The sequence below is a fragment of the Chitinophaga filiformis genome (assembly GCF_900102545.1).
GTDB lineage: Bacteria > Bacteroidota > Bacteroidia > Chitinophagales > Chitinophagaceae > Chitinophaga > Chitinophaga filiformis.
The window spans coordinates 113,542-138,171 of the sequence record NZ_FNBN01000009.1 but is presented as its reverse complement, the minus strand read 5'-3'; the positions used below and the strand labels follow the sequence as shown (position 1 = coordinate 138,171).

General features: G+C 45.3%; 22 protein-coding genes. 12 read left to right on the top strand and 10 right to left on the bottom strand.

The window, feature by feature from the left end; translation table 11 throughout:
- Positions 1-18: 18 nt before the first annotated feature.
- The 3 genes from BLR32_RS27960 to BLR32_RS27950 all read left to right on the top strand — a co-directional run bounded on the left by BLR32_RS27960 (position 19) and on the right by BLR32_RS27950 (position 6,019).
- Positions 19-2,574 carry a cellulase family glycosylhydrolase gene (locus BLR32_RS27960; protein WP_143011617.1) on the top strand — a complete coding sequence of 852 codons (2,556 nt, stop codon included), beginning with the start codon at positions 19-21 and terminating at the stop codon, positions 2,572-2,574.
- A gap of 3 nt (positions 2,575-2,577) precedes the next feature.
- The gene (galB, locus tag BLR32_RS27955; protein ID WP_089836895.1) at positions 2,578-5,022 is read left to right on the top strand and encodes a beta-galactosidase GalB; all 2,445 of its coding nucleotides are present in this window, start codon (positions 2,578-2,580) and stop codon (positions 5,020-5,022) included.
- A 235-nt stretch (positions 5,023-5,257) separates the two neighbouring features.
- A complete protein-coding gene (locus BLR32_RS27950; RefSeq protein ID WP_089836893.1) occupies positions 5,258-6,019 on the top strand; it encodes a hypothetical protein in 762 nt (253 codons plus the stop codon).
- A 12-nt stretch (positions 6,020-6,031) separates the two neighbouring features.
- Here BLR32_RS27950 and BLR32_RS27945 read toward each other — a convergent pair whose 3' ends face one another.
- A complete protein-coding gene (locus BLR32_RS27945) occupies positions 6,032-6,253 on the bottom strand; it encodes a hypothetical protein (RefSeq protein WP_089836891.1) in 222 nt (73 codons plus the stop codon).
- Positions 6,254-6,358: 105 nt separating this feature from the next.
- Here BLR32_RS27945 and BLR32_RS27940 point away from each other — a divergent pair, with 105 nt between their 5' ends.
- Positions 6,359-7,237 carry a serine hydrolase gene (locus tag BLR32_RS27940; protein WP_089836889.1) on the top strand — a complete coding sequence of 293 codons (879 nt, stop codon included), beginning with the start codon at positions 6,359-6,361 and terminating at the stop codon, positions 7,235-7,237.
- 12 nt (positions 7,238-7,249) lie between these two features.
- Here BLR32_RS27940 and BLR32_RS27935 read toward each other — a convergent pair whose 3' ends face one another.
- The 4 genes from BLR32_RS27935 to BLR32_RS27920 all read right to left on the bottom strand — a co-directional run bounded on the left by BLR32_RS27935 (position 7,250) and on the right by BLR32_RS27920 (position 10,091).
- Entirely contained in the window at positions 7,250-8,590 is a 1,341-nt protein-coding gene (locus BLR32_RS27935) for a BamA/TamA family outer membrane protein (protein WP_245705537.1), read from the bottom strand.
- 107 nt (positions 8,591-8,697) lie between these two features.
- On the bottom strand, positions 8,698-9,129 hold the full coding sequence (locus BLR32_RS27930; protein ID WP_143011616.1) for a hypothetical protein: 432 nt from the start codon (positions 9,127-9,129) through the stop codon (positions 8,698-8,700).
- Between the two features lie 12 nt (positions 9,130-9,141).
- Positions 9,142-9,645: a GNAT family N-acetyltransferase gene (locus BLR32_RS27925; RefSeq protein ID WP_089836886.1), complete on the bottom strand. Its 504-nt coding sequence runs from the start codon at positions 9,643-9,645 to the stop codon at positions 9,142-9,144.
- 11 nt (positions 9,646-9,656) lie between these two features.
- Positions 9,657-10,091 carry a MarR family winged helix-turn-helix transcriptional regulator gene (locus tag BLR32_RS27920; protein WP_089836884.1) on the bottom strand — a complete coding sequence of 145 codons (435 nt, stop codon included), beginning with the start codon at positions 10,089-10,091 and terminating at the stop codon, positions 9,657-9,659.
- Between the two features lie 209 nt (positions 10,092-10,300).
- Between BLR32_RS27920 and BLR32_RS27915 the strand changes: the two genes are divergently transcribed.
- Together BLR32_RS27915 and BLR32_RS27910 are read left to right on the top strand one after the other, a co-directional pair.
- Positions 10,301-11,116, top strand: coding sequence for a helix-turn-helix domain-containing protein (locus BLR32_RS27915; protein WP_089836882.1), 816 nt, complete (start codon positions 10,301-10,303; stop codon positions 11,114-11,116).
- A gap of 18 nt (positions 11,117-11,134) precedes the next feature.
- On the top strand, positions 11,135-11,932 hold the full coding sequence (locus tag BLR32_RS27910; RefSeq protein WP_089836880.1) for an SDR family NAD(P)-dependent oxidoreductase: 798 nt from the start codon (positions 11,135-11,137) through the stop codon (positions 11,930-11,932).
- Positions 11,933-12,042: 110 nt separating this feature from the next.
- Here the strand turns inward: BLR32_RS27910 and BLR32_RS27905 are convergent, their stop codons facing one another.
- The 4 genes from BLR32_RS27905 to BLR32_RS27890 all read right to left on the bottom strand — a co-directional run bounded on the left by BLR32_RS27905 (position 12,043) and on the right by BLR32_RS27890 (position 15,354).
- A complete protein-coding gene (locus tag BLR32_RS27905) occupies positions 12,043-12,291 on the bottom strand; it encodes a hypothetical protein (protein WP_089836878.1) in 249 nt (82 codons plus the stop codon).
- A 121-nt stretch (positions 12,292-12,412) separates the two neighbouring features.
- The gene (locus BLR32_RS27900; RefSeq protein ID WP_089836876.1) at positions 12,413-13,408 is read right to left on the bottom strand and encodes an alpha/beta fold hydrolase; all 996 of its coding nucleotides are present in this window, start codon (positions 13,406-13,408) and stop codon (positions 12,413-12,415) included.
- 186 nt (positions 13,409-13,594) lie between these two features.
- On the bottom strand, positions 13,595-14,344 hold the full coding sequence (locus BLR32_RS27895; RefSeq protein WP_089836875.1) for a M57 family metalloprotease: 750 nt from the start codon (positions 14,342-14,344) through the stop codon (positions 13,595-13,597).
- A gap of 266 nt (positions 14,345-14,610) precedes the next feature.
- Positions 14,611-15,354, bottom strand: coding sequence for an SDR family oxidoreductase (locus BLR32_RS27890; RefSeq protein WP_089836873.1), 744 nt, complete (start codon positions 15,352-15,354; stop codon positions 14,611-14,613).
- 93 nt (positions 15,355-15,447) lie between these two features.
- Here BLR32_RS27890 and BLR32_RS27885 point away from each other — a divergent pair, with 93 nt between their 5' ends.
- The 4 genes from BLR32_RS27885 (at position 15,448) to BLR32_RS27870 (ending at position 18,030) form a co-directional block, all read left to right on the top strand.
- Positions 15,448-16,017, top strand: coding sequence for a Crp/Fnr family transcriptional regulator (locus BLR32_RS27885; protein ID WP_089837251.1), 570 nt, complete (start codon positions 15,448-15,450; stop codon positions 16,015-16,017).
- Between the two features lie 102 nt (positions 16,018-16,119).
- On the top strand, positions 16,120-16,854 hold the full coding sequence (locus tag BLR32_RS27880; protein WP_089836871.1) for a peptidase associated/transthyretin-like domain-containing protein: 735 nt from the start codon (positions 16,120-16,122) through the stop codon (positions 16,852-16,854).
- Positions 16,855-16,894: 40 nt separating this feature from the next.
- On the top strand, positions 16,895-17,158 hold the full coding sequence (locus BLR32_RS27875) for a hypothetical protein (RefSeq protein ID WP_089836870.1): 264 nt from the start codon (positions 16,895-16,897) through the stop codon (positions 17,156-17,158).
- 128 nt (positions 17,159-17,286) lie between these two features.
- Positions 17,287-18,030 (top strand): 1-acyl-sn-glycerol-3-phosphate acyltransferase, encoded by a 744-nt coding sequence (locus BLR32_RS27870; protein ID WP_089836868.1) that lies wholly within the window; start codon positions 17,287-17,289, stop codon positions 18,028-18,030.
- A 740-nt stretch (positions 18,031-18,770) separates the two neighbouring features.
- Here BLR32_RS27870 and BLR32_RS27865 read toward each other — a convergent pair.
- Positions 18,771-21,524 carry a putative LPS assembly protein LptD gene (locus tag BLR32_RS27865; RefSeq protein WP_143011615.1) on the bottom strand — a complete coding sequence of 918 codons (2,754 nt, stop codon included), beginning with the start codon at positions 21,522-21,524 and terminating at the stop codon, positions 18,771-18,773.
- 239 nt (positions 21,525-21,763) lie between these two features.
- Between BLR32_RS27865 and BLR32_RS27860 the strand changes: the two genes are divergently transcribed.
- Positions 21,764-23,422 carry an N-acetylmuramoyl-L-alanine amidase gene (locus BLR32_RS27860; protein ID WP_089836864.1) on the top strand — a complete coding sequence of 553 codons (1,659 nt, stop codon included), beginning with the start codon at positions 21,764-21,766 and terminating at the stop codon, positions 23,420-23,422.
- A gap of 209 nt (positions 23,423-23,631) precedes the next feature.
- Entirely contained in the window at positions 23,632-24,630 is a 999-nt protein-coding gene (locus BLR32_RS27855) for an MlaD family protein (RefSeq protein ID WP_089836862.1), read from the top strand.

Sequence of the window (24,630 nt, the reverse complement as noted above, 5' to 3'; positions counted from 1 at the left end):
CAGTTCAATCAATCCGGCATGGCAATAAGAAGAATAGCTTTATTATTAATCATCACTATCACTGCTCATACAGGTTTCGCGCAGCGTACAGGAAAGGCAAAGCCGCTGATATATGTCGATAAGACGGGTATCATCCGTTATACAGCAGATGGTACCGAGGCCGCCTTCTTCGGCGTTAACTATACAGTGCCTTTTGCATATGGATACCGTTCTCATAAAGCGTTAGGCGTGGATCTGAAAAAGGCCATTGACGAAGATGTATATCATCTCGCCAGATTGGGCGTTGATGCATTCCGCGTGCATGTATGGGATACTGAGATCACAGATGCAGCAGGTAACCTGTTAACGAATGATCATCTTGATCTCTTCGATTACCTGTTAAGCAAACTAAAAGAGAGAAAGATCAGGATCTTATTAACGCCTATTGCTTTCTGGGGCAATGGTTATCCTGAGAAGGATGAGAACACGGGCAGCTTTTCTTCCATCTTCGGTAAGGATAAGGCACTGGTAAATGATACCGCTATCCGTGCACAGGAGAATTATGTAAAACAGTTCTTCGTACATGTGAATCCATATACAGGCCTTAGTTATAAAGATGATCCGGATATCATTGCTACGGAGATCAATAATGAACCACATCACAGTGGACCATTATCTGCTGCAGCCAGTTATGTAAACAGATTAGCTGCGGCTATCAGGAGTACAGGATGGAACAAACCGGTGTTCTATAACATCAGCGAATCACCTTCATATGCGAGTGCTGTTGCGGCCGCCAATATTGATGGTGTGAGCTTTCAATGGTATCCTACAGGGCTGGTGGCTAACCGTACATTACAGGATAACCTGCTGCCTAATGTAGACCGCTATGCGATCCCGTTTGACACTATTCCTGCCTTTAAAAATAAAGCACGGATGGTATATGAATTCGATGCAGGAGATGTATTGCAACCGGTGATGTATCCCGCTATGGCGAGGAGCTTCCGCACTGCCGGTTTCCAGTGGGCAACACAGTTTGCATATGATCCTTTACACACAGCATATGCCAATACGGAATACCAGACACATTACCTGAACCTGGCATATACTCCGGAGAAGGCGATCAGTTTCCTCATTGCAGGTAAGATTTTTCGCCAGCTTCCCCGCATTAAAAACTATGGTGTTTATCCTGCGGATACCTTATTTGGTGCTGCCAGGGTAAGTTATGCACAACAGCTGAGTGAGTGGAACACTGCTGCGGAGTTTTATTATACAGGCAATACAAACACTAATGCTATCGATCCGGGTCAACTGTCGCACATGGCAGGTACAGGCAACTCTCCCCTTGTTCAGTATAAGGGAACGGGCGCTTATTTCCTGGACAAAATAGAAGATGGTGTATGGCGACTGGAAGTGATGCCTGATGTAATACCGCTGAAAGATCCGTTTGAAAGAACGTCTCCCGCAAAAGAACTGAGACGCGTACAATGGAACCAGCAGTCAATGACGATCAGACTGCCGGATATGGGAGATGACTTCACGCTGAGTGCTGTCAATAAAGACAATCATACACAGACGAATGTAGCTGGTAATACTTTCACTATCTATCCCGGAGCGTATTTAATTATCCGTAAAGGCAGGCAAAGTAATATCACCGGCAATAAGATCAACGGAGTGATCGGGCTGTCTGAATTTGTAGCACCTCAACCTGTGCGCACAGAGCTTGCAGTCAATCATACGCCCTTTACAGAGTTAACAGCAGGCACTCCTGCGACTATTGAAGCAACTATTGCCGGCATAGACTCCACAGCACACGTCTGGCTGGAAGGCACTCAACTCAGCGGACAATGGTTCAAGCTGGATATGCATTCCGCCACTCCATCAAGCTACACAGCTACACTGCCAGCAGAGCTGCTTCAACCGGGTCTTCTGCAGTATAGACTCATTATACAACAGGGTAACAGCTATACCACCTTCCCGGGTCAATATACAGGAGATCCTTACGCATGGGACAACTATCACCGCGATACATGGCAGACGTATATCGCTGCCCCAGGCACTATGCTGTCTTTACTGGATGCAACGAAGAATAAAGACCTGATCATGTTGCCTACCTATACGCCCGGTGCTTATACATCCGGCGACAGGTCAGAACAACTGGCTATCCGCATCAGTGGTAATGGTACTAAGACCGACACCGTAACGGGCGTAAGTCGCGCGGTAGCAGCACAACTAAAAGGCAGAAGCCAGGAGTTGCAGGCATTTAATACAGTGGTTCTCCGGGCCAGGGTAACAGGCCAGCAGACAGCCAATGCAAGAGTAGCATTGATCTCAGCAAATGCTACTGCTATCGCGGCAGTGGCTCCGCTTACAAATGAATTCAGGGATATTGAGTTGCCGCTGAATAGCTTTAAGTCAGATCAAACGCTGTTGCTACCGAGGCCTTATCCAGGCTTTATGCCGCTATGGCTGAAAACTGGTGATCAATCCGTGCCTGACCTGCGTACGCCCGATAAAATAGAGATCACGAATATACCCGCTGCTGGCGCCACACCATATACAATAGAAATAATAGCCGTCTGGTTAAAAGTAAAATAGGTTATGAATAAATATAAAGGATTATTGCTGCTGGCTATCATGGCCATGAGTGTGCAGAGTATGGCCCAGATACGCCAGGAATACCTGCTGGAAAAGAACTGGAAGTTTGCAAAAGGAGATCATCCGGAAGCTATTCAACCTTCATTTGATGATAAACAATGGGAGACGGTTACTGTCCCCCATGACTGGGCTATCAGCGGTCCTTTCGATGGTAACAACGATATCCAAAAAGTAAAGATCGAACAGAACGGAGAACAGGAAGCCTCCATGAAAGCAGGACGTACCGGTGGTCTGCCTTTTATCGGCACGGGCTGGTATCGCCTGTCATTCACTGTTCCGGGATTGGAAACAGGCAAAAGAACGGTGCTGGTGTTTGACGGCGCCATGAGCAATGCCATTGTTTATGTTAATGGTAAAAAAGTGGGTAACTGGCCTTATGGTTACAATTCCTTTTCTTTTGACATTACCGATTACATCCACGCAAAAGGGGCAAACACGCTGACTGTAAGGCTGGAGAACTTCGAACAGGCATCACGCTGGTATCCCGGCGCGGGGCTGTATCGCAATGTTCATCTGATCGTGACAAACGATACGCATGTTCCGGTATGGGGAACTTATGTTACTACTCCTGCTGTAAGCGCTTCACAGGCAACTGTGCAGCTGCTTACTACTATTGACAGATCTGCCAAAGCGCAGGTAGTAGAAGTAAGAACAACATTGATGAATGCTGCTGGTAAAAAGGTGGGTACGGTTACTACACTGGTGCCGGCTGACAGTACTGTTGCCAGACAAGCGTTCCTCATCAAACAACCTGCTTTATGGTCGCCGGAGACACCGACCTTATACAAGGCAGTTACACGTCTGTATGAAGGTGGCAAGCTGAAAGATGAGTATGAAACACCTTTTGGCATCCGCTCTATTGAGTACAAAGCCGGTAAAGGATTTCTGCTGAATGGTCAGCAGAGGAAATTCAAAGGTGTATGTAATCACCATGACCTTGGTCCGCTGGGCGCAGCTATCAATACCGCTGCACTGCGCAGGCAGCTCAGGTTACTGAAAGATATGGGCTGTGATGCTATCCGTACTTCGCATAATATGCCGGCTCCGGAGCTGGTGAAGGGCTGTGATGAAATGGGCATTATGCTGATGGTAGAATCATTTGACGAATGGAAAGCGCCCAAGGTAAAGAATGGTTATAGTCAGTATTTTGACGAGTGGGTGGAAAAAGACCTCGTGAATATGGTACATCATTACCGTAACAATCCTTCCAACATCATGTGGAGCATAGGCAACGAAGTGCCTGATCAAAGCGCTACGAATGGTAAGGACATCGCCCGCCGCCTGCAGGATATCTGTCACCGGGAAGATCCTACAAGACCTGTAACAGCAGGTATGGACCGCATCGATGATGCGCTTAATAAAGGTTTCGCAGCAGTATTGGATATTCCTGGTTTTAATTACAAACCTGCCCGTTATCCGGAGGCGCACAACAGACTGCCACAGGGCTTTTTGATGGGTACTGAAACTGCATCTACTGTGAGCTCAAGAGGTGTATATAAATTTCCGCTGGCTTTCCAAAAAGGGAAGATGTATGACGACAACCAGTGTTCTTCCTACGATGTTGAAGCCTGCTCCTGGTCGCAGGTGCCCGATGATGAATTTGTACAGCAGGATGATCTTGATTATGTAATCGGGGAGTTTGTCTGGACCGGATTTGACTATTTAGGAGAACCGACTCCATACGATTCAAAATGGCCTTCTCATAGCTCTTACTTCGGTATTTTTGATCTGGCAGGAATACCTAAAGACCGCTTCTACCTTTACAGGAGTAAATGGAATACCCAACAGGCTACACTCCATCTCCTGCCCCACTGGACATGGCCCGGACGTGAGGGACAGACAACACCGGTATTCTGTTATACCAGCTATCCCAGCGCAGAACTATTTGTGAATGGCAAAAGTATGGGCAGACTTTCCAAAGATACCTCCAGCCATCAGGCCCGTTATCGCCTGATGTGGAAGGATGTGGTTTACCAGCCGGGTACAATCAAAGTAGTGGCTTACGATAGTCAGGGAAAAGCAATAGCGGAAGACAGCATCAGGACTGCCGGTGCCCCGCATCATATTGTGCTGGAAGCTGACCGCAACAGCTTATCTCCTGATGGAAAAGATCTGGCTTATATTACTGCCAGTGTGGTAGACAAAGACGGGAATCTTTGTCCCGATGCAACCAATGAATTGCATTTCAACGTAACAGGCACCGGCAATTTTAAAGCGGCAGCTAATGGTGACGCGACCAACCTCGAGCCGTTCCAGCGGCCGCAGATGAAGGCGTTCAGCGGAAAGCTGGTGTTTATTGTGCAATCAGCGGAGAAAGGGGGAACGATCAAAGCGGGCGTGGAAGCTGAAGGACTGCAGGGAGCTAATTGTAGTATAAAAGTGCAATAATAATTAGCCTGTTTATTCCAGGCTATCAAGAGGGCAAATCGAATTAAAACTCGATTTGTCCTTTTTTTTGCGATGTTCCAGGGTCGGCACCCATGATAAAAAATACCAACTACTTGGTATTTACTTTTCATGTCTATTGCAATAATTTACAATCAAATCAAACATTAATATTCGCTAATCCCATTACACCACATTAATATGGACTCGCAAGACCTTAGTTTACGAAAATTCGAGCATGACCAGAAAATTCAGCTGGAAGAGCTGGCTCTCAAAAAAAAAAGAATTAGACCTTAAAATACAGGAACAGCGAAGTAAAAGAATATTTACGCCGCTACTTGTGTCTATCATCGGCGGACTAATCACAGTTATTACTGGTATAGCGTTGAAATATTTTGATAATCGTGCTACACTTGCACTGGAAGACAAAAAATTTCAGTCGAGTATTTTATTAAAAGCCACTGAGGCGGCCAACTATCAGGAGTTTTCCGATATCATCGTTGCATTTCAGGAAAATGGATTACTTGCGCTTGATTCAGCAAAACTTACGAACTTCAGAAAAAAGCGGTTTTTAGCAGAAAAAATAGATCTAATTGCTAAAAACGCTGAGCCCTATAGTATTGAGATACCCCCACTCAAAAAAAAACCAGGTACTACTTCTTTGATACCTCACTACGATGTACCTGATACCATCATTCAATCTGTCAATAATCCGGATAATAGCTATTGGCTTATCGTTGCAGGTGGTGATAAGGATATTGACGCAGCAAAATATGAAATGAAGAGATCAGTTGATAATGGATTCAAAGATGTGGCCCTTTTTTTCCGACAGAATTATTATAGAACAGCCATTGGCAAATACTCTTCTTATATCGATGCCTGTAATACGCTATTCGACGTGAAAGAGAAAATAAACAACACATCTTATGTGGTAAGAAGTGATAAATGGTGTGCAAATCCGGTCTATGATGCCGAAAAAAAATTATTTGTATGTAAATAAACATACACCCGTTCATAACCGGTCCTGATAACCATATTCTTCATCTTCCGCCAGTTTGCGGCCCTTGTATACACCGTATTTCAATACTGTATACACCATCCATATTACCAGCACGGGGGAGAGAAGGAACATATATACGGCCAGCCATTGTGTATATTCGATCTGTAACAAGATACAATAGAGTAACAGGTATACCGTAACGGTGATCACTGAAAAAGTGGAATTCGCAAGCATAACACAGGTTTACCTGTTATGCCACAAAATATGCGCCAGTGGACTTATCTTTTAAAGAAATTTCCGGTACTGTTTTATATCTTAGGGCAAACGTCGATATAAAACATGTACCGGTTCCTCTTTTTATTCATGCTTCTTCCCACACTGGCATTTTCACAACAGGACCGCAAACTTGAGAAAGGATTGCGGGAACTTATAAAGGACTTCAACGGAGATATAGGTATCTACGTCCGGAACCTTAAAACCGGTCGTTATGTGGGTATTAATGAAGATACCATCTTCCCGACAGCCAGTATTGTGAAAATCCCCATCCTGGTGGGCGTGTTCGACAAGCTCGAAAAAGGGGAACTGAAATACCATCAGCCGCTTATTTACCGGGACTCTATCAAATACGGAGGCTCGGGCTTAATGCAATTCTTCAAAGACAGTACGGAGACAGATCTCAGTGTATTGCTGGCATTAATGATGTCCTATAGCGACAATACCACCTCTCTATGGAACCAGGCCCTGGCCGGCGGCGGACAACGCATCAATGAGCTGATGGCGCAATATGGGCTTTCTGTTACCCGGGTTAATTCCCGTACACCAGGACGTGAGGCAATCAGGAATATCTACGGCTGGGGTATGACTACCCCACATGAGATGGCAGAGTTAGTGGTGAAGATCCGTCAGGGAGAGATCATCAGTAAAGCGGCTTCTGAACGGATGTACCGCCTCATGACGCACGGGTATTATGATGAAACCGGGCTTTCCCAAATTCCTCCTTATGTACAGGCAGCGCATAAAACAGGGTCTGTAGATGCTTCCCGGTCTGAGGTGATACTGGTAAATGCGCCACATGGGGACTATGTATTCTATGTGGGCACTAAGAACAACAAAGATCAACGCTGGACAGATGAGAATGAAGCGGAAAACCTGATCAGGAAGATTTCGAAGTATTTATGGGAGTATTTTGAGTCTTCAAAGCGTAGGAAAAAGGGTTAACCCATTTTGGCCCTAAAACGCCTCATTTAAGCCCAGAAAGAACCCTCTGGCACCATACTGACCCCAGGCATAATCCAGGCAAAGATTGGTACGCGTATGCTTGTTAAACAGTATCCGCAGCCCTGCACCTCCTCCTGGCCGGAATGTCTGGAACAATTTAGTGCCTATTTCATCGCTGGCGGTCTGCAAATGGAAGAAAGCCACACCACTGATAAAATTATTCCTCAATATCGGGAAGCGGTATTCCACTTCTGAATAGTTATAGTTCTCACCTTTGAAATAACCGACCACATATCCCCTGCCGCTACGGGAGCCCGGGTCTTTGGCGGTACCAGGCAGTTCGAAATAAGGTATTGCGCCATTGATCAGGTAAGAGCCCCAGTTCCAGAACGCTATTACATGTGCCGGATTCCGGGTAGAGAGGCTGACATACTTCCTGAAATCGGTCGTGAACTGCAATCCGCTCCGGGTACTTCCCAACCAGGTCTGGTTCGCACGGAAACCTGCATCTATGTACATGCCCTTATATGCACGGTTTTGATTGTCGCGGGTCGTATACTGAACGTTAAACAGCAATCCGTTCGCCATATAGTGATCTCTCGGAAATCCGTGCCGGTCGCTGTAAATATTGAATGGTGTCAGATCAGTAGTAGTGTCTTTGTTTTCAAGCTTACGCCTGATGTCAAACGACACTCCCATTCCCAGGAAAAGGTTCTTGCTGACTTCTTTGTACACCTTTTCTCTGAAGTTGTAGAATTGCCCTTTCACTGCACGGGGCTTACGCGCTGCATTCGCCAGTATGATGTCGGCTTCACTCTTCCCTCCTTCATTTGCTATACCCAGTCCGAAATCGGGTGTCACTGTTCTGGCAGCGACCAGGCTACCCTGCAGGTTCCATTTGTTACCCGGAGTGTAGACATTGTGAGAGATGTAGAAATAAATAATGCCTTTAGTAGTAATGGAGGCCGATGTTGCTGCTACTGAAAGAAGGGTGCGGGGATCACCTCCCAGCTTTTTCCCTGCCACAGCCTTAATACCAATCTGTGAACCAATACTGGGATTAGAGGCCACATTGGGGATGACAATAATACCTGAACGTTTCTTCGGCGGCCCCGGCGGCCTCTTCGGATGCAGGATATAATTTGCCAGATCACCGAGGTCAAATTGTTCAAACAGGTTCTCTTCAGCCCTTCTTTCGGCTGGCGTAGGTACAGTGTCCCGCTTCAGGGTGTCTGCAGGCGGCGACACCTGGCTATAGACAGTCCCGTGTACAATGACAAAGGATGCCACTAGTAAGAACCGGCATAGCATGCGTCTCCCTATACGGATATGGTTTTCTCCACGGTTTAGCAAAGCTTGAAGTGTTTTGTCTACAGGTAGGATCAAAACAAATTTCAAACCAAGTATGCTCATTCAATGCTGATGCCTGGTGCCGAGTCTGCTTTTCTCATCGCGAAATTCTACTGACCATATTGCCATAAAATTTCCAATGCTGTCTTTTCTTCTTCTGAAATGGCTGAGCATAGAATCGCTTCAAGCCCACCATTGTGATCGGTCTTTACACTGGCTACTTCGTGAAAGAGTCGAATGAAATGAGGGGTATCACAGTCGCTTATCTCCCTGCCTATTTCCGATTTACAAGAGCAGATCAGATTAGGTAATCCTTCACTGCTCGGGCCACAACAGCCAATCATCCTATTATCATCAGGATGGTATTTCAGACCATGTTTGTCAGTAATAGCGATGTAAAAATCTCCGTCCGGATCAATACAATATTGACCGCTTGCCAACAATGGCTCACCTCCGAGTCCGCGAAATTCGGGTAAGATAATGTTGCTTAAAAGCGCGGTCACTCTTTTCCGACAGGATTTACAGGTAATAAAATGTTTCATTAGGATAGATTTTTAAGCTAACTCCATATCATACCTTCTCTCCACTAACTCCTTATCAAAGGTATTGGATTTCTTCTCTTCCGTTAATGTAAAACCATGCCGCGTATACAAAGAGATCGCTTCTTCCTGCTCATTAGTCGTCCACAAATAAGCTTTCTTAACCCCTATCTCCTTCATGTAACTGATAAACTCATTCATCAGTTTCTTCCCCAATCCTATTCCTCTATACTCCGGCAGGAAGATAAAATAACGCAGCTGCACACTATCTACCCTGTTAAGTCCCATCAGGAAACCGATGATCTTACCTTCATGTTCACAGATCCAGATCCTGTCCTTTGACGGATCATACCGGTGAGCAAACTCCCCTAAGCCATCCAGCACATAACCTTCAAAATTAAGCCCGTAGCCGCGTTCCTTTGCATAAAGCAGCCCATGCAGATAAGCGACATAGCCAAGATCTCCCGGCAACAGCTCATTACGCAGGCTGATATCATTTATACTCATTCTAGTTGTCATAGCATTCCCTGTTATTTATGTTGTAATATCTCCTGTATCGCTTTCATATGATTTACCAGCTCCTGCTGCTTCTTTGGAGAGAGGTTGCTGATCAGCCCATCAATCTGTTCGTCTGATGCTTTATTGAGTGCTTTAAATACCTTCGTTCCTTGTTCTGTAAGGGAGATTAGCGAGGCTCTTGCATCCTCCTCAGATGGCATTTTTGAGATTAATCCTTCCTGGGTCAGTTTCTTTAATATGCGACTTAAATAACTCTTATCAATATGCATAGCTGTCATGATCTGTGAAGCCTGCACACTTTTACCAGCATATATTTCATACATGGTACGCACTTCAGACAGCGAATAAGCGCTGTTCAGCAAATGCGTATCCAGCAGTCCGATGATATCAGTATAGAAACGGTTGAACGCACGGATCTCCTGGACCGCTATTTTAGTGTCCTTCATTTTTTTTGATTATAAGTTTGCCAGTGAATTCAATGCGAATATATAATATTTAGTAGACAAAGTCCACTATTTAATATTAAATAATTTTAAGTAGGAAAGAGTATAGACGGAGAAAATTACTCAATTAACCTTTTAAACAAACCATTTTGACCCATTCAACAAACTGAAGAAAACCTAAAGTCGCGAACTTTGTGTTCTAATTTAAATCAATGGCAGAGGACAGCTATATGAATAGACTTAGCAGGCCGCGTATCCTTGCCAATAACTATGACAAGGAGATATTGGAAAATGAGGTATTTGTTATGGATCATATATTCAGTTACATCATTGCCGGCTTCCATGAAGTATGGTCAGGCAACCATCTATACACTTTTAAAGCAGGAGACTATAGATTCTTTAAAAGAAACCAATTGACCAAATCAGCGAAACATGCCGGACAACAAGGTTTCAAATCAATTGCCGTCCATATTGACCAGGGTACGTTAAAAGAAATAGTAACCTCCTATCATGACTCCACACAACAGATCTACTTAGGCAGGGACATAGAACTGCTGAAGTCAAATGGATATTTAGAAAGTTATGTTAATAGTCTGACACCTTATCTGGGAGCAGCAGGTAAATATGATGAAGAAATCATTGCGCTAAAGACGAAGGAGCTTATATTAATTCTCTTGCAAACGAATCCACTCTTAAGAGGTGCATTGTTTGATTTTAATGATCCAGGAAAAATTGATCTGATTGCTTTCATGAATGCACATTATCGATATAACGTTGGATTGGATCGAATGGCGTTCCTTTCCGGCCGCAGTTTGTCCACTTTTAAAAGGGACTTCAAAAGAGCCTTTAATGCTACTGCCGGTCGCTGGCTTACACAAAAGCGACTGGAAGAAGCCCATTATCTGATCCATCAGAAAGGAAAAACAGTTTCAGAGATCTACCTGGATCTGGGGTTTGAAGATCTTTCACATTTCTCTTTCGCTTATAAAAAGGCATTTGGCAACGCGCCTTCAAAAAAGACTGATTAATATTTAAACATTTATATTATGGATTACAAATTATCTGGAAAGCGGGCCCTGGTAACGGGTTCCAGCTCCGGCCTTGGCGAAGCCATTTCAAAAATGCTTGCAGGCGAGGGCGTACATGTAATTGTACATGGCAGAAATGCAGATCGTACAAATGCAGTAGTAACCAGCATCGCTGAAAGCGGCGGCAGCGCAGAAGCAGTGTTAGGCGACCTTTCTTCTGATGAGGGAGCCGATATGGTTGCAAATGGTGCGCTGAAATCCGGCCCTGTAGACATACTGGTAAACAATGCCGGATTCTATGCTCACACAGGCTGGTCAAATACAACATGCGTCGATTGGATAGAAGTGTTTAACGTCAATGTAGTGTCTTATGTACGCATGATTCAAAGATTTGTGCCGGATATGAAAAAACAAGGATGGGGAAGGGTCATCAATATTGGTGGCGGGCTGGGTATACAGCCTATAAATGATCTGCCACATTATAACGCCAGCCTTGCTGCCCGTCACAATATGAGCGTGTCGCTGGCGAGGCAACTTAATGGAACAGGCATCACTTCAAATGTTGTCGCGCCCGGCGCAATTATGAACCCGGGTGTTGAGCAATGGCTGCGCAATGTGGCGCCCACAAGAGGTTGGGGAACAGATTTAGCAGCTATCGAACGTAATGCCGTTAAAGATATTGTACCGAATGACACGAACAGGTTTGGCCGGCAGGAAGAAGTAGCCGCTGCTGTCGCCTACCTTGCCAGTCCCTATGCGGACTATATCAGCGGAGCACTTATACGTGTAGATGGAGGCACCGTTCGAAGTATCTAGTCAGCAACAGCAACTTATTCTGCCAGGCAGTTACTTCTGCGGAAACACCCGTGTTCCATTTCTTTTGGCAAAGAAGCCGTGATATCCTGGCTGTGATCGCACAGACAATCTTAACATTCAGAGTAATCAGAAGAGAAGGTCCCATTCACAGCATACAACTTATCAATCCGGATCTCGGTCTGGTCTTCCAGCTTTAACCACTGATGACCATCGCGTTCAAAAAGGCTCTCTATCAAACCGTTGGCACGGGTCACACCATTATCATCGTACAGAATACCCGCCTTTTGTTTCTTTTCGAAAAGCTCTTTCACTATGGGGTAAAAAGTACCACCGGTAGGAATTGTTTCTCTCTTGTCCATGATCAATCATTTTTAGAAGTACAAAGTTACAGGTTACCCTGTTTATTTACAATGCCTGTAAAAAGCAGAGGGCGCCTCCATACAGGACGCGCCCTTTTGCTTTTCTTATTCGGATACCGTGTTAAATGTGTTGTTCTTTTGCCCACTGTTCAAAAGCCTTGTAAAACTCTTTCGGCTGTTCTATCCAGGGCAGGTGTCCGGCATTCTTCACAATTACCAGTCGTGATGTAGGAATATGTGCATGTATCCTCTTCGCTTCTGATTCAACGCCGCAGATAAAATCTCCGTCACCCACTATTACCAGTACAGGTACCTTAATATTGTGCAGGTCGTCCAGCAGGTTCTTACTCTTAAAGATATTTGACGCACGTGTATAAGCATATGCTTTATCACTGACTTTCAGCTTAGGTATAGTACGGATTATCTGGGTATTCGTAAAGTACAATGGTAATATCACCTCCAAAAACTCGTCCATTGTACGTTTAACAGTATCCTTACCAAAGAAGGCTGCCTTCGCTTTTTCAAACTCAGGACCATTCTTTGTTTCGTTAATGACCTTCATCATTTCTGCATGATGCAGACTGTCATACCGTGCCATCGCGTCCAGTGCAATGATACCATTCACATGATCATTGTACAGGGAACCATAGTTAAGCACCTGGTATCCTCCGCCGGAATGACCTGTCAGCCATACCTTTGACAGGCCAAGATATGTTCTCAGTGAGTCCATGTCATTCATGAAGTCCTGGTCAGTATATTTTGTCGGATCATCGGGGCCGGAAGACAAACCACTTTTACGGGTATCATAATACACCATCGTAAAATGTTTCTCAAAAGGAGTCAGTGAACGCATATAATCTACATGCGCACCCCATCCCGGAGACGGCGCCAGGCAAACAGGCCCTTTACCGGAAACATAATAGTGCAGCTTAACACCGTTAACATCAGCGAAATGTTCTCCGGTAGCCAGCTTCTGCTGGCTGAATGCATAAGCGGTAGAAAAAAACAGCATGAACAGGCAACAAACCAACTTTCTCAAAGCATTGGTATATCCGGTTACATTTACACTCCATCCACGCCCTGTTGTAATGGAGTTGAGGGCAAAAAAGTTACTCATCAGATAAAAAATTTAAACAGGGCGTGAAGTTACTGTGAAAGCCAGCGGCAGGATATCCCCAAATCCGGGGACTTGTTGCACATTTCATGGGAGGAAACGAAACTCATGAGAATTGTCGAAATAATGTATAAAAGCGCCTGTCCACAAAATGCAGACAGGCGCTCACATTTTCAACCGGTTATGTTATCAGGGGTATAAAGCCGATGCTGCCTGTTTATCTTTAGTAGATAATACAGTTGCACCACTGCCACACTGTCCGCCGTTCATAATAGAAGAGGCATCAGTACCTCCTACGCCAGGAACTGCTGTAGCACTGGATTCACCGATAGAAGCCCAGTTAGTGTGCCTGAAAGAAACGTTATGTCCCATTTCATGGCAGATAGTACGTGCACGTTGTGCAAAGCTGTTACCTGCAATTTGTGCCTTGTTGATCCGGATAGTGTTACCCGCTCTTCCACCGGAAGGGAAGGTACCTTGTCCGCACACACCTGATCCCAGGTTACTGTTTATGATCAATACATCGTAAGTGCCGGACGTAACTATTGTCCAGTTAATAGAGCAATTGGCCACCGCATTCCATTGTGCAATAGCAGAGTTAATTTCTGACAGCATAGATGTCATAGAAGCATCTACCATCAGGCGGATGTTCGTAACATTGCCTGCAGACACCAGGCTTCCGGTGTAGTACTGTTCTGGTCTCACTTTTTCAGCAGGCACTTCCATGTTCTTAGGGAAGATGATGTCTTCTTCAACAATAAATTCATTCGCATTTTCTACAATCTTGTCTGATGGGAATCCCAGGTCATGGATGTAAGCCAGTACTTTTTTAGCGTTGTCATACTCCGTTTGCGGATCGCCAGCCGGTACGTCGGCCGACTTCTTACAGGCTGCAAAACAAATGATCAATAGCAATAGGGGAAAAAGCATGTTTTTCATGTTTCATTTGGGTTTTAATGTGAAAGATTAGGGTAATGAATAAAGACGGTATACAATAGTGCTCTCAGTACGTTTTACGTAATACAGGATTTATAAAAAGGATTTAGATTTTGGTTGACAGATCAGGGTTTTAACAATAATACTAATTTTTCTTTATCATTAAAAGACTTTTAATTATGCCCCTGTGGCAGGATATCAGTAGAAATTATTACCGGCCGGTAATACTATATATTCATTTCTCCGGAAGAATAAATGGCTACATGCGATCAGATCAGTACGGCGCCTCCGTCAACAGTTAATATATGCCCTGTGGCAAACTGTTGTTTCATCATATACAGGAAAGCCTGGGCAATATCCTCCGCTTCACCTACACGTTTTACCAGCAGGGAATTTCCGACTGAAGTATACAGGTTTTCACGGTCTTCGGCCGACATACTATTCCACAGGTTTGTTCTGATAACACCCGGAGATACCTGGTTCACACGGATAGGCGCCAGCTCTACTGCCATCGCCCTGGTAAAGCCTTCCATTGCGCCACAGATACTGGCAGCTATTCCCCATCCTGTATTGGGCCGCGGACTGGCAATACCGCCGGTAAGATTGATAGAACCGCCTTTGTTAATGTGAGGCGCGCCATATTTCACTGCCGCCAAAGCACCCCAGTAGCGCAGGTTAAAGAAGGTATGCGCCTGTTCCAGGTTGATGTCTTTCATGGTGTTCAATACAATGTTTTCACCAGCAGTATATACCAGGTGATCAAAGCTTCCTGCCTTTTCGAAGAAAGATTGAATGTTCTGTTCATGAGAAAGATCTACTGCATAGCCTTCGCTACCTGCCGGCAGCCTGTTCAACGCTTCATTGATACGCTGCTGATTACCGGATACAATAACCACCTTAGCGCCTTCCGCAGCGGCGGCGATGGCTGTTGCCAGTCCAAGTCCGGAACTACCACCCAATACAATTACTCTCTTTCCTGTTAACGCCGTTTTGTTTGTTTGTTGACTTTCCATAATGCTTTGTTTTGAGAGATCAAAGGTCGACAGTCCACATGTGGGTCTATTTAACAAATGGTAAAAAATGATTTCAATTCCGATATTTGTTACATGGACAATCAGCTGCTCAATCATCTGCAACTTGATAAATCACTGTCAGCAAGCGACCAGGCTGCGATCCTGGAAGCATTTGAACACCGGACGTATAAAGAAGGGGCTACTTTATTTCAGTCAGATCATATCTGCCGGCAACTATTCTTTGTATGTAAAGGCATACTCCGGATACTGGTACAAAATGAAAACGGCCATGAAGTAACACATTACTTTATCAGCGAAAACCGTTTCTGTACTATCCTGAATAGTTTCATCAACCAGGTGGTAGCGCATGAGACCATCCAGGCAGCCTGTGATGCAGAAGTGCTGTATATAGACAGGGCTGCGCTAATGGAATTGTATAACAAATACCCGACACTGAAAACGGCTATCGACCAGTCCATCCAAAAGACGCTGCTGGAGAAAATAAACACCCGTAACGCCTATCTGGGATATGATTCCAGCGAGCGATACCGTTTATTCCTGGAACGGCAGCCCGACATAGCCAGGAGGGTGCCACTGGGTGATATAGCCTCCTACCTGGGCATTACACCACAGTCGCTCAGTCGTATCAGGAGGAAACATTAACGCCCCGTTGGTCCTTTTCAAGCGGCCGTTCATCTAAAATGAAATGTTAATATTTACCCTGCTCTTGCTTATATATTACTCCTGTCTTAGATTGGTCCCGAAATGAACAATAATAACCTCTTCCTGAAAACAGCCCTGTTTGTCGTATTGGTCCTGCTGGCCGGGATAACCAAAGCGCAGGTCCGTACTGTCTACGGAACGGTATATGAACGTTCGGCCCGTTATGGACTATCGGGCGTAAGTGTAATGAGCACTTCCGGCGCCGGCACTATTACAGATTCCCTGGGCCGCTATAGTATCAAACTACCACTCACCGACTCTATCAGTTTTTCTTACCTGGGGAAAGCCACTATGAAGATCCCTGTAAAGGAGGCCCCCCTCGGCCGCGCATTTGATATGAGCCTGCATGTGGATGTCACTACACTGCCTACCGTAGAGATACAGGAAAAAAGGAGAAGTTATCAGTTAGACTCTATCGCCAATCGTGAGGAATACCGCAAGGTATTTGACTATTCACCGGAATATATTTCCTCTGCAGGCGGTGGTGTGGGCGTTAACCTGGATGCCTTATTCAGCATGAGAAAGATCAAAAGAATGGAAGCATTCAGAGAACACCTCATAGCGATCGAGCACGATAAATACGTAGACTACCGCTTTAACAAGACCCTGATCCAAAAACTAACAGGTTTACAATCGCCCGTCCTGGATAGTTTCATGGTGCAATACCGGCCTACCTATGAGATGTTGCAGAGCTTCGAAACCGAGTACGAATACTACAAATACATCCGCGACTGGGGCAACTATTACCAACAGATATGGAAGCAGGACCATCCTTAATTATGAATGTAAATTGCGATAGCTACATTGAGCTATTTGCATGAAACCAGTACTTAAAGATCCGAAATCCGGCGGCACATTACTGCTGTTCAAAAACGAAGAAAACTTCGACCGCCTATACTATGGCCGCGACAGAGACACAAAGTATTTTACCATTGCCTGGAATTCGGGAGACACACAGACGGTCACCATAGATAGGGAGAAGAACACGCATTCACGAACGCAACACCACTTGAATTCAGAAATGCAAAGGTCGGTGAGGCATAAAAAATGGATCCGCCTGTATAACGGAGCTGATTCCTGACATTTCTATCTGAATACAGAACTATTACAGGGAGTGATCAGAATCATAAATTAAGACTGCGATATATAGCGGATTATAACTATATTTATGTACGAAAAAAAGGGACTAAAGAATAACTACTACAGATTATGAAATGGCTTAAGAATCTCCTGGCCAGGTTGTACGCTGCTTATGCATTGATCCTGTTTATCTGTACTATGCTGATCATGCTGCTACCTATGTGGCTGGTATCTCTCCTACCTTCTCCCCGCAATATCCGTTATTTTATGGCATTGGGCCGCGGCTGGATGCACGTATATATGCCACTGATATTCTGTCCTGTGCGCAGAAAGGGCACGGAATATTTCAAGTCAAAAGAAACTTACATCATTGTCTGTAATCACAACTCAATGGTAGATATCCCGGCTACTACCTATGCCATCCCTGCGGGAAGCAAAAGCCTGGCGAAAAAAGAGATGGAGAAAACGCCCATCTTCGGTATCATGTATAAGGTCGGTTCCGTGCTTGTGGACAGGCATGATCCGGAAAGCCGTAAAGGAAGTGTGCTGGAAATGAAAAGGGTGCTGCAGGAAGGAGTACATATGTTGTTATACCCCGAAGGCACCCGTAATAAAACAGACCAGCCTCTCAAGTCTTTTTATGACGGCGCCTTTACCCTGTCGATTGAAACGGGGAAACCCATTCTTCCGGCCGTTATTTTCAATACCCGTAAGATATTGCCTCCCGGCAAGGTCTTTTATGCCCTTCCTCATGCCGTAGACGTCCATTTTCTGCCTCCAATATATCCGGATGGACTTACACTGGCAGATACGGAATCACTGAAAGAAAAGGTGTTTAAAACGATGTGGGAACATATCGAACAAAACTGGTAGCAGATGCCATCAGGTAAGCCCGAAAGAATGGCAATTATGATACTATTTTAATACTTGTTCGATACTTTGCCGTCGCTTATTCGTCGCTTATTCGCCGCTTATTCGTCCCTTGCTCTCTCAGTAAAAAAGAACCTTAAAAAACATAACAAACTGACAAACAGTCAGTTAATATTTTCACTCTTCATTTCAGGCTTAAAATGCCATGTGAAAAAAGTATCAGGTAGCCGTTTTACCTGGTCCGCCGAAGCTTATTCGGTCAACCTCCCTTGAGATTCGGTGGAGGCTATACCTATAGGTCGGGTATAGGCGCACGCTATCTATGCCCCGGGAGATCCGACCCGGAAATTGTCACAGGTCCAACTTAAAGGCATGTCAAAGGCATATCAAAGGCATGTAAAAGGCATACTAAAGGCATGGATGCCTACAGCAAACGTAATTAACAAAACGTAATAGGACTCCGGCAGGAGTCCCATTGTTTGTAGCCCGGGGTTTTCAACCCCGGGGAAAACGGAATCGGTTTTCAACCCACGGGTAACCGAATCGGTTTCACCCCGGGAAAACGGATCGATTTCATCCCCGGATGACCGAATCGGGTTTCCCCCGTGGAAACGGGATTGGGTTTCACCCCCGGGTAACCGAATCGGTTTCCCCCCGGAAACAATACGGACTGCTCCCGGCAATCCGCGCCAGGCATAAATTTATCCCCCCGGGCGATAACCCGGGGGAAAACGGAAATGATGTTATAAATCGTAGAACGTTCGCGACCTGTTGAGACGGAGGTCACGCAGAATACCTGATTTCGGACTAATAGTAATGCTGAACTGACGGTAAGTACCGATCGGGATCAGGTTGATAGACATCTGCCAGCAGTGGAGATCACGTGAAATATACACGTTCGTATATGCCAGCTTATTGTCAATAAAGTTATAACCACTGTTCACCCCTATCTTCCATTTAGGCGTCAGGCTGAAGTCTCCATTAAATGCGAGATACTGGTTAATGCTCTTTACCACCCCTCCTGAATCGGGAATGATAGATTTACTATAGGTTAAGCTATAGGAGAGGTCCAGTTTCCACGGAATATCAAAATCCACATATTCACCCGGATTCTTTCTGATGGCCTGCAGCTGACGCTGTTGCGCCTGGAAGGCAGCATCGTTGCTCTGCTCATTCTCAAGATTCTGGATTTCCTGTTCCTTCTGTTTGCTTTTCTTGTCGGACGACTGGAAAGAGGTGCTCAATGCAATGTTGGCACTGGTAAGACGACCAATACTGAATTTGCCATCCTGCCATACATACTTCTCTATCCTGTTTCCCCTGGCATTTACTACATAAGGATCAATAGTACCACCAGCTGTGATATTCAGTTTATCGAAGAGGTTTGTACGGGCATAAATATTAAAATTGGACAACTGGAAGCTGTCTGCCAGGAAGTTATACGAGCCATTGATACCAAAACCATCCAGCAGCTTGATCTTTTTTTCTTTATTGGCAGAGGTATCCTTTTTCGAGAATACCTTCATTTCCAGGTTGTTATCTATTCCGAAGGAAATAGATCCGGACCTTCCTTCCGAAGGCACTCCAACGGAGGAACTGGTGAAATACGACTGCCTTACTTTCTGGCTATCCCTGGTATAATAAAGATCATAATAAGCGTTCTTCGCAAGATCGGGCGCAAGGCTGGCGCTGATGGTTGGCCTCATTACGTGCCTGATAGCTTTGATCTTTGAATTCTTGCCAAACTGGTACATACCATACAGGGCGGTGGACAATGATACGCCGGCGCTGGCCTGTCTGGCGGTAAAGAAGCCTGACTGGTAGGAGGTATCTATGCGTCCTAATGAATCTAAACTATAGCGCTTATCGCGGTTAAATGTCCTTATTGTCTTCTTGGTAAACCAGTATTCAGAATAACTTATCGACGGAGAAAAGGTAAAATTCTTAAATACCGGTATGGAGAAGGAAATAGGAATGGCATGCTTCATACCGGACTGTAAGGCGTCAAACATCTGTGACTTACCAAACAAAGAATCTTTAAAGGTCACACTGTTTTGCAGTGTGGCATTATAACCTATCCCCAGTTTATGATACCATTTGGCCTTGCCTACCACTTCTTTTGGCTGGAAAGGATAGATGGTATTCATAGTAAAGGTGGCCGACGGGAATGATATATTAACGTCGCGCGTGGTCAGGTTCTGTGAATGGGTAAGGCTGGAGGTAAAGTTGAACGGTTTTCCCTGCCAGGTCTTCGAGAAACTGATAGACGATCCTAAGTTATTATTAACGCGGGACGCGTAATCATACACGTTGAAAGTATTATAGCTGGACGTACCGAAGTTTACGCTGGCCCCGAAGGTAACACCGGGACGCGCCTTACTGTCCATACTATGGTTCCAGGTAACACGGAAGTCACGTGAGCGGCTAAACTCACTTTTAACAGACGGGTCGCCGAAACGGGTATTGGCGAAACTCAGCGTCATACCGCCATTATAATGGTAGCGTTTCCGGTAGGTAGGACTGGCTGTGATGGACCAGCTACCGTAAGAGTAGATATCACCACGCATGGTCAGGTCGAAATTGTCGCCCAGACCGATATAATAACCACCATTTTCCAGACCCATACCCTTCTGTGCATTCACTACATAGCCAGGCACCAGGATACCAGACTGTTGTCCGTGGGTGATAGGGAAGATGGCAAACGGTATAAATAAGGGTGTAGGTACGCCTTCAATCTCGAGGTTGGCCGGACCGGAGATCACCAGTTTATCCGGTATCACCTTGATCTTTCTGGCCCTGAACTGGAAGTGAGGAGTATCCAGGTTACAGGTAGTATATCCATTCCTGAAACCGAAGATGCTGTTGTCTGGCTCACGTTTCGTCTGCTCACTGGCCACAAAGCCTTCCCCATATTGGGAACGGGTATTGTAGATTTTTGCCCGCTGTGTGGTAATATTATATCTGAGTGTATCAGAATCGAAGGCCTGACCGTTATCATCCAGCTGCGGACGGCCATAGGGCTTACCGGCAGTATCCAGCGCGGTGGTGGCTTCCATGATGCCCGTAGACTGGGTATAGTTCATACGTTCTGCAGACAGGCTCGTTTTCTTATACTTGGTATTGGCAGTACCATAAAAATAAAAACGTTTATCCGGCACTACCAGAACGATCGAATCCTTAGCTTTATACGTGATAGGCGCATCCAGGCTGTCTTTGGAGAGTTTAGGGACAAACATACTGTCAGTACCGGTATAATCAGTCGATACCGGAACGCTGTCAGTTACCTCTTCGGCTGGCGTTATAACTGGCCTTAATGTTGTATCTTTTCCCCGGGAGGAAGTATCAGTTCTGGAAACGGGCACCGTATCTTTGGGCACGCCATCTGTGAAACTTTTGTTAAAACTCTCATAGGCATCTGGCGCAGGAGTTGCGACAGCTGTTATTATGAAGGGAATGACAATTAATATACCGGCAAAAACCAGGTATATCTGTCGCAAAAACTTTTTATAATTATTTTTGTGATTCAGGTGCATGTGTTAAGCGGGCACAAACCTACATGTTTTTAGACAAATTATTATCAATTGTAAAACGAAAATGAGTGCCAGGCCAAACAAGCATACGGTCATTTATCAGGGCCAAAATACGAACGACATCTTAATGGTCAAAGCGGACGCTGCGATCTTTAAACAATTTAACATACTACTAACGCCCACTAAAATATAATAAAAACTGAGTCATGCGCTGGAACCGATTTTGGATCTTTTTGGGATGTGCCATCTTTTTAGGGACGATCCTTCTTTATGCAACGAACCGAACTGTCATTGGAAAAAAGCAAAATCCGCCCCTCAGAACTATCATCATCGATCCTGGCCATAGCGCCCAGACTCCGGGAGCCCGGGGCAAGTATTCCACCGAAGAAGGAGTTGTACTGGATGTGGCGCTACAGCTTGGAAAGCTGATTGAAGCAAATATGAAGGACGTACGTGTAGTATATACGCGTAAAACCAGGAATGCCCTGGGTTCCACCCTTCGTGCCGATCTGAATGAGAGAGCTATTATCGCTAACAGGGAAAAAGGAGATCTTTTTATTTCAATTCACTGTAACTCAGCGGGTCCGACCCGTCGGGTGACTGGTTACAAAACCGTATACGTTAAAAAAGGTAAGCGTAAGGTGCCCGTGAAAAGGGCTATCTATGCCACCTCTCCCAGTACCGCCCAGGGTACCGAAACCTATGTATGGGCTACCGGAAAGAACAATGCCAAAACGGAATCGCTGAAAGAAAGCTCCTCCGTGATCATGCTGGATGCCAATTCCGAAGACGCCAATTCCGTACTGGACATGTCTGATCCTGAAACCTTTATATTATTAAATACCCTCCGCAACGCCTACTTTGACCAGAGCCTCCGCCTGTCAACACTCATTGAAGATGAATTCTCCAGTGTGGGTCGTATCAGTCGCGGCGCCCGCCAGCGTGATGAAAAAGGTATCTGGGTACTCCAGGCCACCGCTATGCCGAGCGTACTGGTGGAACTGGGCTTCATCAGCAATCCTGAAGAGGAAGATTACCTGAACTCTGCCTCCGGACAGCAGGAAGCTGCGAACTGTATCTTTAAAGCTATCAAACGTTATAAAGAGGAACTGGGCCGTTACAGCACTCCGGAAGAACGCCAGGCCACTCCTGCATCTGAGCAGCCGACCATGGACGCTACTCCTATCAGCTATAATTCACCTAAGTCAAGGAGCAAAAACACGAAACCTGCTGCAAATACAAAAACGCAGGCAACTACCAGAACAGCCAACCGTCAGGTGGCTTCTTCGGGTAAATCAGCCAGGCCTGAAGCAGGAAATCCATATAAATATGATGTGCAGTTGCTGGTCAGCGATAAAAAATACACCCGCAATGCCGCCATTTTCAATAAACTGAGAGGCACCATCCGGAAGGAACAGCTCGTGATGAACAGTAAGAAAGTAAATAAATATAAATACATCTGGGGCAGTTTTAAGTCCCGTTCTGAAGCTAATGCTGCTTTGCGCCAGGCAAAGCAGCTTGGCTTCAGGAAAGCTACGCTGATGGGTCAGGACGATGAAGAAGTACAGCTGGCAGCCGCTAAATCCCCCTCCCCTACTCGAACAAGCGTCCCGAAGGTCAGTTTCAAATATGATGTGCAACTGCTGATCACCGACAAGAGATATACACGTAGCGCGCCTATTTTCAAGGGCTTACGCGGCACTATCATCCGCGAAACCGTTGTGATCAACCGCAAATCCCTTAATAAATATATCTGGGTCAACTTCAAAACTGAAAAAGAAGCCAATGCTGCATTGACCAAAGCTAAAAAAGCAGGATTCTGGAACGCTTCTCTCGTATCCGCAGATAATATTGCCAGCCGCTAAGAGCCTCCCAAAGGATAATTAACCCGATACATACCCCTACCCCACCATCTCCTTTTAACATATTATTACTTTACTTTTTCTCCTGAAAAGCTGCATATTTGTCTGCCGTTAAAAAACAGGCAACGGATTCCGTGTTCGCCCCAGAGGGCAGGAGCATGATTGCCCGCAACCTTTTTTGATTATTTTTGCAGCAACGTATAACGTATTCTATGTTTAAAGTATCAAACGAAACCAAAGTAGGCGTTCTGGCAGCCGTCTCGATTGCTATGCTGATTTTGGGTTTTAATTTGTTAAAAGGTAAAAGCCTTTTTTCAAAAACAAAGAAAATTTATGCCGTATATAGCCAGGTAAATGGACTTCAGCCCTCTAACCCTGTACAGGTGAACGGCCTCGTAGTGGGTAACGTATCCAACCTGGAAATTATGGATAAGAATGCCGGCAGGATCCTGGTTGAGCTAAGGATCACCAAAAAAGTGGATATTCCTCAGAACTCTGTAGCCCGCATAGCCAGCGATCTCTTAGGCACTAAATCTGTACAGATTGACTTTGGTAACGCTAATGCCTATCTTGAGGATGGCGATACCATCTATGCCGCTGTAGATGGCTCTATTACCGATGCGCTTAAGGAACAGCTGAGCCCATTGGTAAAAAAACTGGAAGGAACACTCGGTACTGTTGATTCAGTACTCCTAACCGTAAATTCCATTTTCGACCCTGCTACCAAAGGAAATCTCCGTGAGGCTGTTGCTCATCTGAATACCACCATGAACAACTTCACACGTACTTCTGCTTCCCTGAACAGTATGCTGGATCCCCAGCACGGGAATGTAAAAGCTACGTTTGATAACCTGGAGGCGCTGACTGCCAACCTGAAAAATAATAACGACAAGATTAACGCCATCCTGGGCAATGCGGAAAAAACAACCGCCGCCCTGGCAAATGGCCAGCTCGATAAAACGTTGCTGGATCTGCAGCAAATGGTAACGCGCCTGAACGAAACAATTGCTAAATTAAACAGTACGGATGGGTCTATCGGCTTGATGCTGAACGACAAGAAAGTATATAATAACCTGCAAGCTTCGCTCAACAGCCTGAATAAATTACTGGAAGACCTGCGCGTAAACCCAAAACGTTACGTACACTTCTCCCTGTTTGGCAAAAAGTCTAAAGTACAGCCCATACCATCTGATACCGCAAAGACACTATGA

What these genes read in the sequence shown, in the direction of transcription:
- BLR32_RS27960 (WP_143011617.1), top strand. Translation starts at nt 19, where the DNA reads ATGGCAATAAGAAGAATAGCTTTATTATTAATCATCACTATCACTGCT.
- galB (WP_089836895.1), top strand. Translation starts at nt 2,578, where the DNA reads ATGAATAAATATAAAGGATTATTGCTGCTGGCTATCATGGCCATGAGT.
- BLR32_RS27950 (WP_089836893.1), top strand. Translation starts at nt 5,258, where the DNA reads ATGACCAGAAAATTCAGCTGGAAGAGCTGGCTCTCAAAAAAAAAAGAA.
- BLR32_RS27945 (WP_089836891.1), bottom strand. Translation starts at nt 6,253, where the DNA reads ATGCTTGCGAATTCCACTTTTTCAGTGATCACCGTTACGGTATACCTG.
- BLR32_RS27940 (WP_089836889.1), top strand. Translation starts at nt 6,359, where the DNA reads ATGTACCGGTTCCTCTTTTTATTCATGCTTCTTCCCACACTGGCATTT.
- BLR32_RS27930 (WP_143011616.1), bottom strand. Translation starts at nt 9,129, where the DNA reads ATGAAACATTTTATTACCTGTAAATCCTGTCGGAAAAGAGTGACCGCG.
- BLR32_RS27925 (WP_089836886.1), bottom strand. Translation starts at nt 9,645, where the DNA reads ATGACAACTAGAATGAGTATAAATGATATCAGCCTGCGTAATGAGCTG.
- BLR32_RS27920 (WP_089836884.1), bottom strand. Translation starts at nt 10,091, where the DNA reads ATGAAGGACACTAAAATAGCGGTCCAGGAGATCCGTGCGTTCAACCGT.
- BLR32_RS27915 (WP_089836882.1), top strand. Translation starts at nt 10,301, where the DNA reads ATGGCAGAGGACAGCTATATGAATAGACTTAGCAGGCCGCGTATCCTT.
- BLR32_RS27910 (WP_089836880.1), top strand. Translation starts at nt 11,135, where the DNA reads ATGGATTACAAATTATCTGGAAAGCGGGCCCTGGTAACGGGTTCCAGC.
- BLR32_RS27905 (WP_089836878.1), bottom strand. Translation starts at nt 12,291, where the DNA reads ATGGACAAGAGAGAAACAATTCCTACCGGTGGTACTTTTTACCCCATA.
- BLR32_RS27900 (WP_089836876.1), bottom strand. Translation starts at nt 13,408, where the DNA reads ATGAGTAACTTTTTTGCCCTCAACTCCATTACAACAGGGCGTGGATGG.
- BLR32_RS27895 (WP_089836875.1), bottom strand. Translation starts at nt 14,344, where the DNA reads ATGAAAAACATGCTTTTTCCCCTATTGCTATTGATCATTTGTTTTGCA.
- BLR32_RS27890 (WP_089836873.1), bottom strand. Translation starts at nt 15,354, where the DNA reads ATGGAAAGTCAACAAACAAACAAAACGGCGTTAACAGGAAAGAGAGTA.
- BLR32_RS27885 (WP_089837251.1), top strand. Translation starts at nt 15,448, where the DNA reads ATGGACAATCAGCTGCTCAATCATCTGCAACTTGATAAATCACTGTCA.
- BLR32_RS27880 (WP_089836871.1), top strand. Translation starts at nt 16,120, where the DNA reads ATGAACAATAATAACCTCTTCCTGAAAACAGCCCTGTTTGTCGTATTG.
- BLR32_RS27875 (WP_089836870.1), top strand. Translation starts at nt 16,895, where the DNA reads ATGAAACCAGTACTTAAAGATCCGAAATCCGGCGGCACATTACTGCTG.
- BLR32_RS27870 (WP_089836868.1), top strand. Translation starts at nt 17,287, where the DNA reads ATGAAATGGCTTAAGAATCTCCTGGCCAGGTTGTACGCTGCTTATGCA.
- BLR32_RS27860 (WP_089836864.1), top strand. Translation starts at nt 21,764, where the DNA reads ATGCGCTGGAACCGATTTTGGATCTTTTTGGGATGTGCCATCTTTTTA.
- BLR32_RS27855 (WP_089836862.1), top strand. Translation starts at nt 23,632, where the DNA reads ATGTTTAAAGTATCAAACGAAACCAAAGTAGGCGTTCTGGCAGCCGTC.